This window comes from Devosia sp. LjRoot16 (assembly GCF_964252795.1).
Taxonomy (GTDB): domain Bacteria; phylum Pseudomonadota; class Alphaproteobacteria; order Rhizobiales; family Devosiaceae; genus Devosia_A.
This window is the reverse complement of record NZ_CAXUPH020000006.1, coordinates 142633-156985: the sequence shown is the minus strand read 5'-3', so window position 1 is coordinate 156985 and position 14353 is coordinate 142633. Positions and strand designations below refer to the sequence as shown.

The following is a 14353-nucleotide window of genomic DNA, read 5'->3' as shown; positions in this document are numbered from 1 at the left end:
GATGGCACGGATAAACTACCTCACGAGCATCGAGTTCGGCGCGGGCGCCCTCTCAACCCTTGCCGAAACGGTGGAGGAGTTCCGGCTCAACCGGCCGCTGCTGGTCGCCGATCGCGGCATCCTCGCGGCGGGGCTGGTGGCCGAGGCGCTGGCGCATCTGCCGGCCGAGACACCGGTGTTCCTCGATACCCCACCCAACCCCACCGAGGGGGCGGTGATCGCGGCGCTCGAACAATATCGCGGCGAAGGCTGCGACGGGATCGTCGCCATCGGCGGCGGCTCGCCGATCGACCTCGCCAAGGGCGTGGCACTGCTCGCCACCCACCCCGGGCCGCTCGAACAATATGCGATGATCTATGGTGGGCTGGAGCGGATCGGGGCCAAGGTGGCACCGCTGATCGCGGTGCCGACCACGGCGGGCACCGGTGCCGAAGTCGGGCGGGCGGCGCTGCTGACGCTCGACGATGGGCGAAAGCTGGGTTTCATCTCGCCGTATCTGATCCCCAAGCGGGCGATCTGCGACCCGGCGCTGACCTATGGCCTGCCAGCCGGGCTCACTGCGGCGACCGGGCTCGATGCGCTCAGCCATTGCATCGAGACGCTCTGCTCGCCGCGGGTCAACCCGCCGGCCGAGGCGATCGCGCTCGATGGGGCAGGGCGGATCTGGCGGCATCTCGAAACCGCCTGTCGCGATGGCCGCAACGCCACGGCGCGTTCGGAAATGATGATGGGCGCGCTGATGGGCGGGCTCGCCTTCCAGAAGGGGCTGGGCGCGGTGCATGCGCTGAGCCACGCGCTGGGCGGCCTCAAGGATGTTTCTCTGCACCACGGCACGCTCAACGCCATCCTGATGCCGCCGGTGCTGCGCTTCAACGGCCCGGAGATCGGCGAGAAGCTGGGGCGGCTGAAGGCCGCGATGGGCTTCCCGCCGGCCGCGGACCTGGCGCGCGAACTCGATACGCTCAACCGCCGTCTCGGCATCCCCGAGGGGCTGCGCGGGCTCGGGGTGCGCGAAGATCACTTCGACTGGGTGATCGAACGGGCGCTGGCTGACCACAGCCACGCAACCAACCCCCGATTGGCGACGGCCGAGGACTATCGGCAGTTGCTGGAAGCGGCGATGGATTGAGGGGGAGGGGAGCGAGAGCAGCGGTCTGGGTGATCAGCGAACGCTCCACCAACTCGGTGTCATCCCAGCGAAAGCTGGGAACCATCTATCAGCTGGTGCGGGCGGTGAGTTGGGTCCCAGCTTTCGCTGGGATGACACCGGATGAGGGGGCACGTTAGTGCCCTCCACGGTCCTCTAACACACCGTCCAAGCCCTCACTCGTCCGCAAACAGATCCGCGTGTTCTTCCGCCAGCTTGGGCAGTGACGGCGCCAGTTCGTTGAGATGCAGGCGCATCATGCTCACGGCGCCGTCTACGTCGTTGCGCTCGAGCGCGTCGACCACGGCGGTGTGCTGGGCGATCACCTGCGGGCGCGGGGTGGCCTGGGGGAAGCCGAGGAAGCGGACGCGGTCGAGCTGCGCCTTGAGGCTGACGATGTGGCGCCAGGCGTGCTCGACCCCGCCATGCGCGGCGATGGCGCAGTGGAAATCGTCGTCGAGCCGCATGAAATCGATCAGCTTGCCGGCGAGCGCCACCCGCTGCTCGGCCACCAGCTCGCGCAGTTCGGCGATGCCCGACGGCTTGATCCGTTCGGCGGCCTTGCGGATTACCGCCAGCTCGATCGCTTCGCGGATGAAGCGGGAGTTCTGCACCTCGCGGATCGAGATCAGCTTGACGAAAGTGCCGCGTTGCGGCCGCACCTCGACGAGGCCGGCTTCCGCCAGCTTGATGAAGGCCTCACGCACCGGTTGGCGCGACACGCCCATATAGCGGGCGAGCTCGGCCTCCGAGAGCAGGTGCCCGGGCCTGAGCTGCAGCTGCACGATGGCATTGCGGACCGTATCGTAGACCCGCTGGCTCATCGAAAGCTGCCGCGTTCCGGCGATGACGGGCTGGTTTACCAGCTCCAGTTCAATGGTCATGTTGACTCCCCCAACGCTGCCATACTAGCACCGGTTGGCGCGGTTGGAAGCGCTAGAGCATTTCGCCGTTTCATTGAACGGCGAAATGTTCGAAGCCGGTAAGTAATCGCGCTTTCGAGGCGGAAAAGTCGCAGAACTTTCCCCCTCCTGGCGCTGTTGGAGAAGCCAAATGAGGCAGACGTGGCGCTGGTTCGGTCCGGCGGACCTGGCAAGCATCGATGACATCGTGCAGGCCGGCGCTGAGGGGGTGGTGACGGCGCTGCACCACGTGCCCAACGGGGTGGTGTGGAGCGCCGAGGAAATCGGCAAGCGCCAGCAGCAGATCAGGCAGCGCAAGGACGGCACGCCCTCCGGCATCGCCTGGGACGTGATCGAAAGCCTGCCGGTGTCAGAGGACATCAAGAAGCAGAAGGGCGCCTGGCGCGAGCATATCGCCAACTACCAGCAGAGCCTCCGCCACGTCGCGGCGGCGGGCCTCAGGACCGTCTGCTACAATTTCATGCCGGTGCTCGACTGGACCCGCACGGACCTGCGCTATCAAGTGGCGCATGGCGGCACCTGCATGCGCTTCGACATCAACGATTTCGCGGTGTTCGAAATCCACATCCTCAAGCGAGCCGGGGCAACCGAGAGCTTTCTGCCCGAGGTGGTCGCCGAGGCGGCGCGGCGGTTTGCCGGGATGGACGATGCAGCCCAGCAGCAGCTGTCGCGCAACGTGACGATGGGCCTGCCCGGTTCGACCGAAAGCATGACGCTCGACGACGTCAGGGCGCACCTCGCCGAATATCAGGGGATCTCGCCCGACCAGCTCCGCCAGCACTTTGTCGATTTCCTCTCGGAAGTCGTGCCGGTGGCCGAGGAGGTCGGGGTGCGGCTCTGCTGCCACCCGGACGATCCGCCGTTCCCGCTGCTCGGCCTGCCGCGCATCATGTCGACGGCCGCCGACTACCGGCACATTCTCGATGCGGTCGACAGCCCGGCCAATGGCATGACCTTCTGCTCGGGGTCGCTCGGGGCGCGCCCCGACAACGACCTGCCGGCGATGATGCAGGAGTTCGGGCCGAAGGTGCATTTCCTGCATCTCAGGAACGTGCGCCGCGAGAGCGACGCCATTTCGGGGTCGTTCTATGAGGACGAGCACCTGGCCGGGAGTACCGACATGGTGCCGCTGATCGCCGCGATCCTCACTGAGGAAGCACGGCGCAAGCGCGAGGGCCGCGAGGACGCGCAGATTCCGATGCGCCCCGACCACGGGCAGGACATTCTCGATGATCTCGGCCGCCGGGCCCAGCCGGGCTACCCGACCATCGGCCGGCTGAAGGGCCTCGCGGAGCTGCGCGGCGTGATGACGGCGCTGGCACATCGCGAGTTCGGGCTCGGCCTCTGATGGCGCCGATCCGCTTCGGTCTCGTCGGCGGCGGCTGGCGCGCCGAATTCTTCACGCGCATCGCCCGCGAACTGCCGGAGCGGTTCCAACTGGTCGGCGTGGTGCAGCGCGACCCCGCCAAGGCGGCGGCATTCGGGGCGCAATGGGGCGCGCCGGCCTTCGCGAGCTATGCGGAGCTGGCGGCGGCGGGCCCGGACTTCGTGGTGCTGTCAGTCAAGGCGGAGGCGCATCTCGCCATCCTCACCGAGCTGCACCAGCTCGGTCTCGCGGTGCTGTGCGAAACCCCGGCGGCGCTCGACCTCGAGACCATGATCGCGATCTGGCGGCTGGTGGAGCAGGGCTTTCGGCTGCATATCGCCGAGCAATACCTGTTCCAGCCGCTGCACGCGGCGCGGCTGCAGGTGATCGCCAATGGCGGGCTCGGCCGGGTCAGCCTCGCCCGCGTTTCGGCGGCGCATGGCTATCATGGCGTCAGCCTGATGCGGCAGTTCCTCGGCATCGGTTTCGAGGAGGCGGTTATCCGCGGCAAGCTGTTCGAGGCGCGGGCGCTCGAAGGGCCGAACCGCTTCAGCTGGCCCGACAGCGAACGCTTCGTCACCACCAAGCAGACACTGGGCGAGTTCGATTTTGGCGACAGGCTGGGGCTGTTCGATTTCACCGACGTGCAGTACCGCTCGCCCGTGCACTCGCATCGCGTCGTCATCCGCGGCGACCGTGGCGAGATCGCCGACCTCGAGGCGCGGGTGATGCCGGTCTATGGCCAGCCGCTGACCAAAATCTTCACCCGCAGTGAATCCGGCCGCTACGGGAACCTGTTCGGTTACGCGCTCGAAGCGATGCTGTGCGGCGACGAGGTGGTGTGGACCATGCCGTACCCCAATGCCCGGCTGATGGACGACGAGATCGCCATCGCCGTGGCGATGGAACGGATGGGGGCGTTGGCGCGCGGACGGGGTGAGGGGCCGTACCCCTATGCCGAGGGCGCGCAGGACCAGTATCTGTCGCTGCTGATGCATGAGGCAGCGAGGAGCGGCGAGACGGTGCGGAGTGTGCGGCAGCCCTGGGCGGGGTAGGGTACGGCCCGTGCAGAGTGCGTTCCCCCTCTCCCCTCTGGGGGGAGGGTCAGGGTGAGGGGCGCCAAGCACACCGAAAGAGCCACCGCTGGGTGACGGACCACGCTTGGTCCTGTGCGCTTGGCGCCCCTCACCCCAGCCCTCTCCCCAGAGGGGCGAGGGGGCGCAGACTGCGGGCGCGGGGCTTACCCCTCAGGCAATCCCGTCTCGTTGCGAATGAACGCCGCCACCTTGCGGAGGTCCTGGCCTTCGCCACCCTCGGAATATTGCCGCGATTTCAGCGCCAGCTGAATCTTCCGCCCATCTGTCAGCGTCAACGACAGCACGTCGTGACGCGGCCGCTCGGCGTGGTCTTCGGCCACCTTGAGCGCCGCGACCTCCTCGAAGCCCAGCTCGAGCACGACATCCTTGCCGCGGTCGTGTTTCTGCTCGGAGCGGATGCGGCGGGTCTTGGGGTCGAAGGCGGTGACGATGCTGGTGGTATGAGGCCTCAGATACAGCACCGCTGCGGCAATGACGGGGGCGGCGATGCAGATGGCGGCCGAGACCAGGCGAAAGGTCGGATCGGGGATCTGCTGCTCGAGCATGAAATAGAGCAGCGCTGACACCACAACGGACCCCGCGAGCCACATGGCCCGCGGCGGTTGCTGGTGGGTGGCATAAAGGGTCAGCGCGCCGTTGTTGCGCCTCAGGTCGATCATCTAGTCCTCAAGCAGGTAGGCGCCCTTGCGGCCGCTGAGCGGTGTCTTGCCGACGATCTTCATGATGCCGGCGCCGCGCGGCGCATATTTGGCCATGGCGCGCGACAGCACCAGACCATCGGTGCCGGCAAGGATCGGGGTGCGGGCCATGAAGGCTTCCGGCCCGTCGAGCGCGATCAGGTCGGCGACCGGTTGGCCCTTGGTGACCCGTTCGCCGAGCTCGACGCGATAGGCGACGAGGCCGGGGCGGTCGGCCCTGACGATCTCGGTGGCATCGAACGGCGTCGCTTCCGACAGCGGGGCAGGGCGCGCGCCCGGATCGGCGTCGATCAGGTTGCGCTCGCACAGAAAACCCCATAGCCGACGCGCATCGTCGGCGCCGAAGTGATCGAACACGTCGGCCTGGCCGCGATATTCGAGCGTCGCGGTGGCGCTCGCCATCGGCACAGGCTTGCCCGGATTGGCCAAAGCCACCTTGCGGTAGAGCTGCGGCAGCACCTCGTCGAACGAGCCGCCGCCGCTGTCGGCGGCGGTCAGCGTCGCCGCGGCGCCAATCCAGTCGGCAAGATCCTGCAGTTCGGGCATCAGCTCGGGCGAGGTGAAGATGTGGACCAGCGAGTCGTCGTCGCAGTGGAGATCGAAGACGAACTCGGCATCGTGGGCCTCCTTCAACACCAGCAGGCGCAACTGCTCGTTGGCGCTGCGCGGCTGCTGCGCGTCGATCCAGTTGGCGACGGCCTTGCGGATCAGGTTGACGTTGAAGCGCTCGTCGTCGGACAGCCGGCCGTTCAGCTGCGAACGGATCGCGGCGAACAGGTCGGGCCAGCGGCGGTTGAAGTTGATGCCGGTATTGGCGTCGTAGCGGCCGATATGGCGGCGCAGCGAGAAACTCGCCATGCCGAGCGGGTTGACCAGCGGCATCACGGTGAAGCGGGCGCGCAGCAGCCCCTGGTCGTCGGCCTGGCGCAGCATCGGCAACAGGTGATGCAGCACCATGGTGCCGGGGTGTTCGTCGGCGTGCAAAGCCGCCTGCAGGTGGACCTTTTCGGGCGCATCCCCGGGGCCGATGACGTAATAGGTGAACTCGGTCACCGCGCCGGGCGTATCGCCCTTGAGCGGTACGACCTTTCTCTCGAATGCCATGACTACCCCCGGATCCAGCGCGGCGAGAATCGGATCGCCGGCGCTTGCGGCAGGTGTCGCATGAGATGGCGATAGACGCGCCCGAAAACGAAGAAAATGATCATCGAGACGCCGAGGAAATAGAGCCCCGCCACCGGGAAGTGGAGGAAGGCGTTGTAGTCCTTTTCGAACAGCTCGCCGGCCTTGTTCATCAGGTCCTTCTGGTCGTTGATCACCGGCAGGGTGAAGTAGACCAGGGCGGTGGTGTGGAACAGCACCACCACTTCGTTGGTGTAGGCCGGCCAGGCGATGCGGATGACATTGGGCCAGGTGACGGCGCGGAACAGCTGCAGGCGGTTCATGCCGAAGGCGCGGGCCGCTTCGATCTCGCCCTTGGGCACGTTCTGCATGGCGCCGTGGAGGATGTTGGCGGTGTAGGCGGTGGTGTTGAGCACCAGCACGGCCGGCCCGAGGATCAGCGGATTGAGCACGATCCAGTCGATGCCGAGCGGCTTCCACAGACTGAGGTTGAAGGCCAGCGCCAGCGAGTAGAACATGAACAGCTGGATGAAGAAGGGTGAGCCGCGGAAGGCGTAGATGAAACCGCGGCTGAGGCTCGAGACCAGCCCGCTGGACGAGCCCTTGCCGAGCGCTACGAAGATCGCCAGCACGAAGCCGATGGGGATCGAGGCCGCGGCGAAATAGATGTTGAACAGCGCCGGCTTGGCGAGGATCACCAGATCGTTGGCGATGGCGGTGATGAGCTCCATCAGCTTGCCCCCGCCGTGGCCATGCCGCGTCCGGCCCAGCGCTGCAGCGCGGTGAACAGCTTTTCGGAGAGGAAGGTCAGGAGGATGTAGAAGATCAGCAGCACGAGGTAATAGCCCCAGCGCCAGTCGGGGTGGACGAGCCCGGCCGAGCGGGTGAAGTTCGGCGATCCCAACCGATCGGCCCACAGCACGATGTCGGAGATCTGCAGCAGCGACAGCAGCGAGGTCGCCTTGATCAGCAGCATCCAGATGTTGGAGAGGCCGGGCAGGGCATAGGCCCACATCTGCCGGATATGGACCCGCAGCAGCACCTGCAGCGGGCTCATGCCATAGGCGCGAGCGGCCTCGAGCTGGCCACGTGGCACCGAGTTCATGGCGCCCGAGATGACGTTGCCGGCAAAGGCGCCATAGACGATGCCGAGCGAGACGCCGGCGAGGATCAGGTACTCGAAGCTGCCGAAGATCAGGTTGGCGTCCGGGCAGAGCGGCCAGCGGCCCAGCGCCAGCTCAGCCGGCGTGCACACCGCCTGGGCGCGGATCCATTCCACCGCCTGCTCGAAAGCCAGCGGGAAGAACAGGAAGAACAGCACGTCCGGGATGCCGGGCAGCGAGTTGGTATAGGCCTTGCCGAGCAGGCGGAAGCCGGCGAAGCGCGAGTTGCGGCCGGCGGCCGAGAGCACGCCGAGCCCCAGCGCCACGGCCGCGCCGATGGCGCCGGCGGCCAGCGTATACTGCACGCTCGCATACCAGCTCAGATGCTTGCCGTTGGTGAAGTAGCCCAGCCAGAACAGCACGTCCTGGCCGAGGACGTCCCGGAGCCATTGCGGCAGAAGATCGACCATAGGGGTCCTGTAAAGCAACAGGGGCGGGAAAACCCCGCCCCCGCCATTATGTGAGGGTTCAGCCGCCGGCGAAGATCGGGCCCGGCGCCTTGTCCGGGAACCACTTGATGATCAGCGCGTCGAGCGAGCCGTCCTGCTTCATTGCATCGATGACGCCGGTGACCTTGTCGCGCAGCTCGGTATCGGCCTTGCGCACGCCGGCGCCGACGCCGCCACCCAGCATCACTTCGGGACCCACCACCTCGATGGCGCCACCCGAACCGGCGACGATCTCGGAGATATAGGAGCTGTCGGCGAGCACCACGTCGACATTGCCGGCATTGAGGTCGGCCAGCGCCTGGTCGGCGGTCTCGAACGACTTGATGGTGTTGGTGCTGCCAAAGGTGGTCTCGGCGTAGCCGGCCTGGATGGTGCCGCCCTGCACGCCGATATTCTTGCCGCTGAGCGCGTCGAAATCGAGCTTGGTGCCGGTGCGCACCATGTAGTGCGACGGATCGGGCGGGAAGTAGTTGGCGGTGAAGTCGATAGACTGCTTGCGCTCATCGGTGATCGACATGCCGGCCATGATCAGGTCGTAGTTGCCGGCGACGAGGTTGGGGATGATCGAATCCCACTCGTTGACCTGGAAGGCGCATTCGAGCGCGGCGCGCTTGCAGATCTCGTTACCGAGATCGATTTCGAAGCCGGCGGGCTTGCCGGCTTCGTCGAGGAAGTTCCACGGCGCATAGGCGCCTTCGGTGGCAATGCGGATGGCCTGTGCATTGGCGCCGGTCGCGAACATGGCGAGGGCTGCCGCTGCCGCCAGAACGAGCTTGTTCATAGTCTCTCCTGTCACACCGCCGGTCTTGGCCGGCGTTCTGGCCGGTCCCACCACCGGCTGATTGGGTTGTGCCGCCCGACGGGCGGCACATGAAGCGCAACGCTAGCGCTTTTTACCGTTCGGTCAATCGTTTGCGAATTGTTGCAATCGGGGGTGCGCACCGCACTCTCAGTGATCCTCCCCCGCGCGGCGGGGGAGGATCATGGAGAGGCCGGCGAAAAGTCTCAGTCACCCATGGCCGGCGGCGCTGAGGAACTGCTTGAGGCGGGGCGAGCGGGTGTTGCCGAACACCTCGGCCGCGGTGCCTTCTTCCTCGATCTTGCCCTGGTGCAGGAAGACGACGCGGTCGGCGATGGTCTTGGCGAACTGCATGTCGTGGGTGACGAGGATCATGGTGCGGCCTTCGTCGGCCAGCAGCTTGATGACCCGCAGCACTTCCACTTCGAGCTCGGGGTCGAGCGCCGAGGTCGGCTCGTCGAACAGCATGACCTTGGGGTTGATGCACAGCGCCCGGGCGATGGCGGCGCGCTGCTGCTGGCCGCCGGAGAGCTGGCTGGGGTAGCTGCCGGCTTTCTCGCGGATGCCGACCTTGGCCAGCATTTCCAGCGCCTCGGCCTGGACTTCGGCCTTGTCGCGCTTCTGCACCTTGAGCGGCGCCTCCATGACATTGCCCAGAATGGTCATGTGGCTCCACAGGTTGAACGATTGGAACACCATGCCGAGCTCGGAGCGGATGCGGCGGATCTGCTGCTCGTCGGCGGGCTTCCGATGCGGCGGCGTGCCGGTGAGCGCGATCTCCTCACCGCCGACCTTCACCGTACCGCTCTCGGGCACTTCGAGCATGTTGATGCAGCGCAAGAGGGTGGATTTGCCCGAGCCGGACGAGCCGATCAGCGCTACCACCTCGCCCTGGCGGGCGGTGAGCGAAACACCCTTCAGCACCTCGAGCGGACCGTAGGACTTATGGAGATCGGAGATTTCGACGACGGGCGGAGAGAGGGGGTTCTGCATCCGCCGCAACAAACCCAATGCCGCGCCTCGTGGCAAGAGTTTTGCGGAACCCCTCGTCGAGGTTCCCCGAACCTCGGTGAAACTTGACCGGCTGGCGGAACCCACGCGGGTAGGAGGCGTTAGTCCTGTAGCAGCCACCGGTTACGGCGGCTCGTTTTCCTCAGCAGACGAGAAGGAGATTGCAAATGAATTGGAACCAGATGGAAGGCAACTGGGAGCAGTTCAAGGGCAAGGTCCAGACCCAGTGGGGCAAGCTGACCGACAACGACCTCGACATCATCAAGGGCAGCCGCAAACAGCTCAGCGGCAAGATCCAGGAACGCTATGGCAAGGCCCAGGAAGAGGCCGAGCGCGAAGTCGACGATTGGTTCAACCGCCTGCACTAAGCGGTTCGGACAGCTATGAAAACTGAGCCCCGCTTCGGCGGGGCTTTTTGATTCCGAGGGGCGCGCGGTCCTTGCGTCCCCTCTCCCCAGAGGGGCGAGGGGGCGCTGTGGCGCTGCCGGTGCCAGTTTCCCTCAGCGCCCCTTATCCCGATCCTCAAGCGTGCCGAATGCCCGCACCTCGACCGGCGCCCGGCACGCAACCGCTGCCCGCTTGCCCCAATCCAGCGCGGTGTCCATGTCGGGAAGTTCCAGCACCCAGAAGCCGCCGATGTGTTCCTTGGTTTCGATATAGGGACCGTCCGTGACCAGCAGGCCGCCATCCGGCTTGCGACGCACGGCCTTGGCATCCCTGGTGCGACCGAGGCCGCCGACGAACCTCACGATGCCGGCCGCCTGCATGTCGACGTTGAGGTCGGCGATGTCGCGACGCGTTTCGTCGCTCTCGGAGTTCGGCGCGAAATCATCGGAATGGTGGATGGCGACGAGGTATTGGGTCATGGCTCTCTCCTCAGGCGGCGCGGACGTTCACCTCTAATCGAACCAGCCGGGCGGGATTCGACAGAGCCCCGCGAAATTGTCTGACGGTGCGCGCAAAAGCTAGCGGCCCCGCCCACTCGGACGGAGCCGCTGCCACCTCAGACCGCGGACCCGGCTAGGGACGGTCCGAGTTGCTCGCGCGGAGCGTAGGGCCGCTACGACGCGCGCCGGAACAGGCCGATGATCAGCGAGATCACCAGGAAGGCGAGGAACAGGAAGAACAGGATCTGCGCGATGCCCGATGCGGCGCCGGCGATACCGCCGAAGCCGAGGACGCCGGCGACCAGCGCGATGACCAGGAAGAGCAGTGCGTATTGCAACATTCTTGTTACTCCATTGATCTCTCGGAGGAGTAACGACCGGGCGTGGGATGGGTTCCCGGGTGTCCGGGAACAACGCATACTTTGCTGCAAGCCCACGGAAGGCACCACATACTGGGTGTCATCCCAGCGAAAGCTGGGACCCAAGCATCCATTTGTGTAGAGGCGAGTTGGGTCCCAGCTTTCGCTGGGATGACACCGGGGTGGTGGGACCACCCTGCGCAACGCCTGCTCTTGGCGGACAAAAGGAGCTTTTTGCGAACAAAAAAGAGCCGGGCAGAGCCCGGCCCAAATCCGGAGGGGCGTCCGGAGTTCCGTCAGGCCGCGGCGCGCGAGCCTTCGTCGAAGAACAGCGCCTGGCTGATCAGCGCCCGCACCATGTCGGGATTGAACGGCTTGGTGACGAGGAAGGTCGGTTCCGGCCGCTCGCCGGTCAACAGCCGCTCCGGGAAGGCGGTGATGAAGATCACCGGGATCGGATGAGCATGCAGGATATCGTTGACCGCATCGATGCCGGAGGAGCCGTCGGCGAGCTGGATATCGGCGAGGATCATGCGCGGCTGGGTCTTGTGATAGAGCGCTACCGCTTCCTTGTGGGTGCGGGCGATACCGACGACGCGATGGCCGAGGCCTTCGACCATCTGCTCAATATCCATGGCGATCAGCGGTTCGTCCTCGATGATCAGGATATCGGTCGCCACCTGGCGCGAGATATCGGCCGAGGCCTGCGCGAGGAGATCTGCGAACTCGGCTGAGGAGACATCGAGGATTTCGGCGGCCTCATCGTGGCTGAAGCCCTCGACGGCTACCAGAAGGAAGGCCTGCCGCGGACGGGGAGCAAGGTTCGCGAGGTTGGCCGCGGCCCGCGTTTCCCAGGGGAAACTCGAGCTCGGCTCCGGCACGCGAATGGCCGAGCTGGAGAACAGCGCCGAATAGAGCCGGTAGAGCGCAATCCGGTCGTTGGTGGATTCGGGGAAGATGCTGAGATCGGCGATCAAAGCCTCGAGGGTTGCGGCGACATAGGCATCGCCAGAAGTCTGCGAGCCGGTGACGGCGCGCGAGAACCGGCGCAAATACGGTAGATGCGGTGCGATCCGCGTGGAAAGGGACATCGATAATCTACTCCCGTGACGCTATTAGAGCTTACCATGCTGAAGAACGGGGATGCGGAAAACTTGGTTCCAGCATGTTCGGAACTTTTTTTGCCACCGCGCATTTAGTTTGCCGCGGCTGGAGTATGGGGCGTCAGATCCTGCTGTGGGGCGAAGGGTTTATGCGAGACAAAACAACAATGAATGATTTGAGCATGCTACGGCGGCGCCGCGACGATGGACTGGGGCCAAATTCCGACATCGGTAACAAGCTTCGAGCGCTCTATGGAGCGGTACAGGGCGAAGAAATCCCATCCAAGCTGATCGACCTGCTCGAGCAGCTCGACGCGGTGGAAAAGCAGTCCAAGCCCGCGAAGGGTAAATAGCGCCATGGAAGCCGAGAAGCCGAGCTTCAAGCGAGAGCTGCTGTCTACACTCCCCAGTTTGCGCGCCTTTGCTGTGTCGCTCTCCGGGCGGCACGACAAGGCCGACGACCTGGTGCAGGACACGGTGATGAAAGCCTGGGCGAAGCAGGACAGCTTCGAAATGGGCACCAATATGAAGGCGTGGCTTTTCACCATCCTTCGCAACGAGTTCTACAGCCAGATGCGCAAGCGTGGCCGCGAGGTGCAGGACAGCGACGGCGCCTTCACCGAGCGCATGGCGGTGCATCCCTCGCAATATGGCATCATGGACCTGGGCGATTTCCGCCGGGCGCTCGACCAGCTGCCCGACGACCAGCGTGAGGCGATCATCCTGATTGGTGCGTCCGGCTTCTCTTACGAAGAGGCGGCCGAGATCTGCAAATGCGCCATCGGCACGATGAAGAGCCGGGTCAGCCGGGCTCGCACCAAGCTGCAGGAACTGCTCCAGGTGACCGGCGAAGGCGATTATGGGCCGGACGCGGTGTCGGCGCAGGTCACCACCATTCCCCGGTTCACCTAGAGCGCGTGGCGCTGCCTGGCGGCAGCGCAGGCCGCCAGCAAGGCGGTGGTGTCGAACGGTTTGGCGAGCGGGGTCGCGCCGGTGAACATTGCCTGGACCGCCTGGTCAGCTGAGGTCACCACCACCGGAACGCGCGCGGCGCGCAGTGCGGCGCAGAGCGCCACGGCGTCGGCGTGGCCGAACCGCGCCTCGATCACCGCCAGGGTAAAGCCGGAGAGGTCGAGAGCGCGCGCGGCGTCTGCGTCGCCCGTGATGGTGACGTGGGCGGCGCCGGCGGCGCGCAGCGTCTGTTCGATATCGGCGGCGACGAGATACTCCTCCTCAACGACGAGGGCATGCAATCCGTGCATTGGTGGTTCCATGACGCAGTGGTGGCCGACATCGATCATGGCCGGCTCGCCGCGGTCATTTAACAAAGACATGCGCCGGGGAAGTTTGGCCGGTTTCGGCAGTTGCGTTCCCACGGCGTTGCGGCATGCTGCCGGAACCATTCAGCCGTGAGCACCGCCCTGGCCACAGTTGCCCATGCCCGCCGTATCCCCTGTGAAGCATGCCCCCTTCGGGAGAACGAGCACTTTCGCGACTTCACGCCGGAGGAGCTGAAGTTCGTTTCGAGCTTCAAGCGCGGCGAACTGGTGAGCGAACCCGCTTCCGCCATCCTGTCCGAGGGCGCGCATAGCGCGCAGCTGTTCACGCTGCTGTCGGGCTGGGCCTTCCGTTTCAAGACGCTGGAGGACGGGCGCCGGCAGATCCTCAACTACCTGTTGCCCGGCGACCTTGTCGGGCTGCAGGGCTCGGTGATTGGCGAGATGGAGCACTCGGTCGAGTCACTATCGCCGGTGGTGCTGTGCGTGTTCCAGCGCGATACCCTGCCGACGCTGTTCGAGAACCATCCCGGCCTCGCCTTCGACATCACCTGGCTCGCCTCGCGCGAGGAGCGGATGCTCGATGAGAACCTGTTGAGCGTCGGGCGTCGCAGCGCCATGGAGCGGGCCGCCTACCTGATCGCCTTCCTCTACCAGCGTTCTGAGCAGGTAGGGCAGGGCAAGGCCTCGAAACACTTGATCCCGATCACCCAGCAGCACGTGGCCGACACGTTGGGGCTGTCGATCGTCCACACCAACAAGACGCTGCGCAAACTCGCCGAGCGCCAGCTGATCCGCTGGCATGACCGGGCTTGCGAGGTGCTCGACCCCGAGGCCTTGGCCGATATCGCCGGCTGGGGCGGCCTCACCGACCGGAAGCGGCCGCTGATATGACGGGGCCCAATTGTTGCCACCGCCCGGGGCTAGGCGTGCGACATCTCATCTGGTCCGG

General features: G+C 65.7%; 18 protein-coding genes. 7 read left to right on the top strand and 11 right to left on the bottom strand.

Going from position 1 to position 14353, the window contains the following annotated elements:
- Window position 1: 1 nt before the first annotated feature.
- Window positions 2-1129 (top strand): iron-containing alcohol dehydrogenase, encoded by a 1128-nt coding sequence (locus ACSQ23_RS24885; RefSeq protein WP_055881125.1) that lies wholly within the window; start codon window positions 2-4, stop codon window positions 1127-1129.
- A gap of 194 nt (window positions 1130-1323) precedes the next feature.
- Here the strand turns inward: ACSQ23_RS24885 and ACSQ23_RS24880 are convergent, their stop codons facing one another.
- Window positions 1324-2031, bottom strand: a complete 708-nt coding sequence (locus tag ACSQ23_RS24880) for a GntR family transcriptional regulator (RefSeq protein ID WP_055881123.1) — start codon at window positions 2029-2031, stop codon at window positions 1324-1326.
- A 169-nt stretch (window positions 2032-2200) separates the two neighbouring features.
- Between ACSQ23_RS24880 and uxuA the strand changes: the two genes are divergently transcribed.
- Both uxuA and ACSQ23_RS24870 read left to right on the top strand, forming a co-directional pair.
- Window positions 2201-3418: a mannonate dehydratase gene (uxuA, locus tag ACSQ23_RS24875; protein ID WP_436092231.1), complete on the top strand. Its 1218-nt coding sequence runs from the start codon at window positions 2201-2203 to the stop codon at window positions 3416-3418.
- Window positions 3418-4491 (top strand): Gfo/Idh/MocA family protein, encoded by a 1074-nt coding sequence (locus tag ACSQ23_RS24870; protein WP_436092230.1) that lies wholly within the window; start codon window positions 3418-3420, stop codon window positions 4489-4491. The genes uxuA and ACSQ23_RS24870 overlap by 1 nt, the downstream gene beginning before the upstream one ends.
- Window positions 4492-4676: 185 nt before the next feature.
- On the opposite strand, the gene ACSQ23_RS24865 is transcribed toward ACSQ23_RS24870, so the two are convergent.
- From ACSQ23_RS24865 to ACSQ23_RS24840, 6 genes are all read right to left on the bottom strand, one after another.
- Window positions 4677-5192 (bottom strand): hypothetical protein, encoded by a 516-nt coding sequence (locus ACSQ23_RS24865; protein ID WP_436092229.1) that lies wholly within the window; start codon window positions 5190-5192, stop codon window positions 4677-4679.
- A complete protein-coding gene (locus ACSQ23_RS24860; protein ID WP_436092228.1) occupies window positions 5193-6335 on the bottom strand; it encodes a succinylglutamate desuccinylase/aspartoacylase family protein in 1143 nt (380 codons plus the stop codon).
- A gap of 2 nt (window positions 6336-6337) precedes the next feature.
- A complete protein-coding gene (locus ACSQ23_RS24855; RefSeq protein WP_055881110.1) occupies window positions 6338-7084 on the bottom strand; it encodes an ABC transporter permease subunit in 747 nt (248 codons plus the stop codon).
- Window positions 7084-7926, bottom strand: a complete 843-nt coding sequence (locus tag ACSQ23_RS24850) for an ABC transporter permease subunit (protein WP_055881107.1) — start codon at window positions 7924-7926, stop codon at window positions 7084-7086. Before ACSQ23_RS24850 ends, ACSQ23_RS24855 begins: the two co-directional genes overlap by 1 nt.
- A 58-nt stretch (window positions 7927-7984) precedes the next feature.
- Window positions 7985-8746, bottom strand: a complete 762-nt coding sequence (locus tag ACSQ23_RS24845; RefSeq protein WP_436092227.1) for a transporter substrate-binding domain-containing protein — start codon at window positions 8744-8746, stop codon at window positions 7985-7987.
- Window positions 8747-8974: 228 nt separating this feature from the next.
- Window positions 8975-9757 (bottom strand): ABC transporter ATP-binding protein, encoded by a 783-nt coding sequence (locus ACSQ23_RS24840; RefSeq protein WP_056001431.1) that lies wholly within the window; start codon window positions 9755-9757, stop codon window positions 8975-8977.
- Between the two features lie 185 nt (window positions 9758-9942).
- On the opposite strand from ACSQ23_RS24840, the gene ACSQ23_RS24835 reads away from it, so the two are divergent.
- Window positions 9943-10143: a CsbD family protein gene (locus ACSQ23_RS24835; protein WP_069911009.1), complete on the top strand. Its 201-nt coding sequence runs from the start codon at window positions 9943-9945 to the stop codon at window positions 10141-10143.
- Between the two features lie 132 nt (window positions 10144-10275).
- Here ACSQ23_RS24835 and ACSQ23_RS24830 read toward each other — a convergent pair whose 3' ends face one another.
- From ACSQ23_RS24830 to ACSQ23_RS24820, 3 genes are all read right to left on the bottom strand, one after another.
- Window positions 10276-10641, bottom strand: coding sequence for a YciI family protein (locus ACSQ23_RS24830; protein WP_436092226.1), 366 nt, complete (start codon window positions 10639-10641; stop codon window positions 10276-10278).
- Between the two features lie 194 nt (window positions 10642-10835).
- The gene (locus tag ACSQ23_RS24825) at window positions 10836-11003 is read right to left on the bottom strand and encodes a DUF1328 domain-containing protein (RefSeq protein ID WP_082528208.1); all 168 of its coding nucleotides are present in this window, start codon (window positions 11001-11003) and stop codon (window positions 10836-10838) included.
- A gap of 314 nt (window positions 11004-11317) precedes the next feature.
- Window positions 11318-12112, bottom strand: coding sequence for a response regulator (locus ACSQ23_RS24820; protein WP_056001422.1), 795 nt, complete (start codon window positions 12110-12112; stop codon window positions 11318-11320).
- Window positions 12113-12186: 74 nt separating this feature from the next.
- Between ACSQ23_RS24820 and ACSQ23_RS24815 the strand changes: the two genes are divergently transcribed.
- Together ACSQ23_RS24815 and ACSQ23_RS24810 are read left to right on the top strand one after the other, a co-directional pair.
- Window positions 12187-12477: a NepR family anti-sigma factor gene (locus ACSQ23_RS24815; RefSeq protein WP_407065077.1), complete on the top strand. Its 291-nt coding sequence runs from the start codon at window positions 12187-12189 to the stop codon at window positions 12475-12477.
- A gap of 4 nt (window positions 12478-12481) precedes the next feature.
- A complete protein-coding gene (locus ACSQ23_RS24810; protein WP_055881092.1) occupies window positions 12482-13036 on the top strand; it encodes an RNA polymerase sigma factor in 555 nt (184 codons plus the stop codon).
- Here the strand turns inward: ACSQ23_RS24810 and ACSQ23_RS24805 are convergent.
- Entirely contained in the window at window positions 13033-13386 is a 354-nt protein-coding gene (locus ACSQ23_RS24805; protein WP_056001419.1) for a hypothetical protein, read from the bottom strand. The two genes, ACSQ23_RS24810 and ACSQ23_RS24805, sit on opposite strands and share 4 nt — an antisense overlap.
- 147 nt (window positions 13387-13533) lie before the next feature.
- On the opposite strand from ACSQ23_RS24805, the gene ACSQ23_RS24800 reads away from it, so the two are divergent.
- Complete coding sequence (locus ACSQ23_RS24800) at window positions 13534-14295, top strand: Crp/Fnr family transcriptional regulator (protein ID WP_055881088.1); 762 nt, start codon at window positions 13534-13536, stop codon at window positions 14293-14295.
- Window positions 14296-14353 lie beyond the last annotated feature (58 nt).

What these genes read in the sequence shown, in the direction of transcription:
- ACSQ23_RS24885 (WP_055881125.1), top strand. Translation starts at nt 2, where the DNA reads ATGGCACGGATAAACTACCTCACGAGCATCGAGTTCGGCGCGGGCGCC.
- ACSQ23_RS24880 (WP_055881123.1), bottom strand. Translation starts at nt 2,031, where the DNA reads ATGACCATTGAACTGGAGCTGGTAAACCAGCCCGTCATCGCCGGAACG.
- uxuA (WP_436092231.1), top strand. Translation starts at nt 2,201, where the DNA reads ATGAGGCAGACGTGGCGCTGGTTCGGTCCGGCGGACCTGGCAAGCATC.
- ACSQ23_RS24870 (WP_436092230.1), top strand. Translation starts at nt 3,418, where the DNA reads ATGGCGCCGATCCGCTTCGGTCTCGTCGGCGGCGGCTGGCGCGCCGAA.
- ACSQ23_RS24865 (WP_436092229.1), bottom strand. Translation starts at nt 5,192, where the DNA reads ATGATCGACCTGAGGCGCAACAACGGCGCGCTGACCCTTTATGCCACC.
- ACSQ23_RS24860 (WP_436092228.1), bottom strand. Translation starts at nt 6,335, where the DNA reads ATGGCATTCGAGAGAAAGGTCGTACCGCTCAAGGGCGATACGCCCGGC.
- ACSQ23_RS24855 (WP_055881110.1), bottom strand. Translation starts at nt 7,084, where the DNA reads ATGGAGCTCATCACCGCCATCGCCAACGATCTGGTGATCCTCGCCAAG.
- ACSQ23_RS24850 (WP_055881107.1), bottom strand. Translation starts at nt 7,926, where the DNA reads ATGGTCGATCTTCTGCCGCAATGGCTCCGGGACGTCCTCGGCCAGGAC.
- ACSQ23_RS24845 (WP_436092227.1), bottom strand. Translation starts at nt 8,746, where the DNA reads ATGAACAAGCTCGTTCTGGCGGCAGCGGCAGCCCTCGCCATGTTCGCG.
- ACSQ23_RS24840 (WP_056001431.1), bottom strand. Translation starts at nt 9,757, where the DNA reads ATGCAGAACCCCCTCTCTCCGCCCGTCGTCGAAATCTCCGATCTCCAT.
- ACSQ23_RS24835 (WP_069911009.1), top strand. Translation starts at nt 9,943, where the DNA reads ATGAATTGGAACCAGATGGAAGGCAACTGGGAGCAGTTCAAGGGCAAG.
- ACSQ23_RS24830 (WP_436092226.1), bottom strand. Translation starts at nt 10,641, where the DNA reads ATGACCCAATACCTCGTCGCCATCCACCATTCCGATGATTTCGCGCCG.
- ACSQ23_RS24825 (WP_082528208.1), bottom strand. Translation starts at nt 11,003, where the DNA reads ATGTTGCAATACGCACTGCTCTTCCTGGTCATCGCGCTGGTCGCCGGC.
- ACSQ23_RS24820 (WP_056001422.1), bottom strand. Translation starts at nt 12,112, where the DNA reads ATGTCCCTTTCCACGCGGATCGCACCGCATCTACCGTATTTGCGCCGG.
- ACSQ23_RS24815 (WP_407065077.1), top strand. Translation starts at nt 12,187, where the DNA reads ATGTTCGGAACTTTTTTTGCCACCGCGCATTTAGTTTGCCGCGGCTGG.
- ACSQ23_RS24810 (WP_055881092.1), top strand. Translation starts at nt 12,482, where the DNA reads ATGGAAGCCGAGAAGCCGAGCTTCAAGCGAGAGCTGCTGTCTACACTC.
- ACSQ23_RS24805 (WP_056001419.1), bottom strand. Translation starts at nt 13,386, where the DNA reads ATGCACGGATTGCATGCCCTCGTCGTTGAGGAGGAGTATCTCGTCGCC.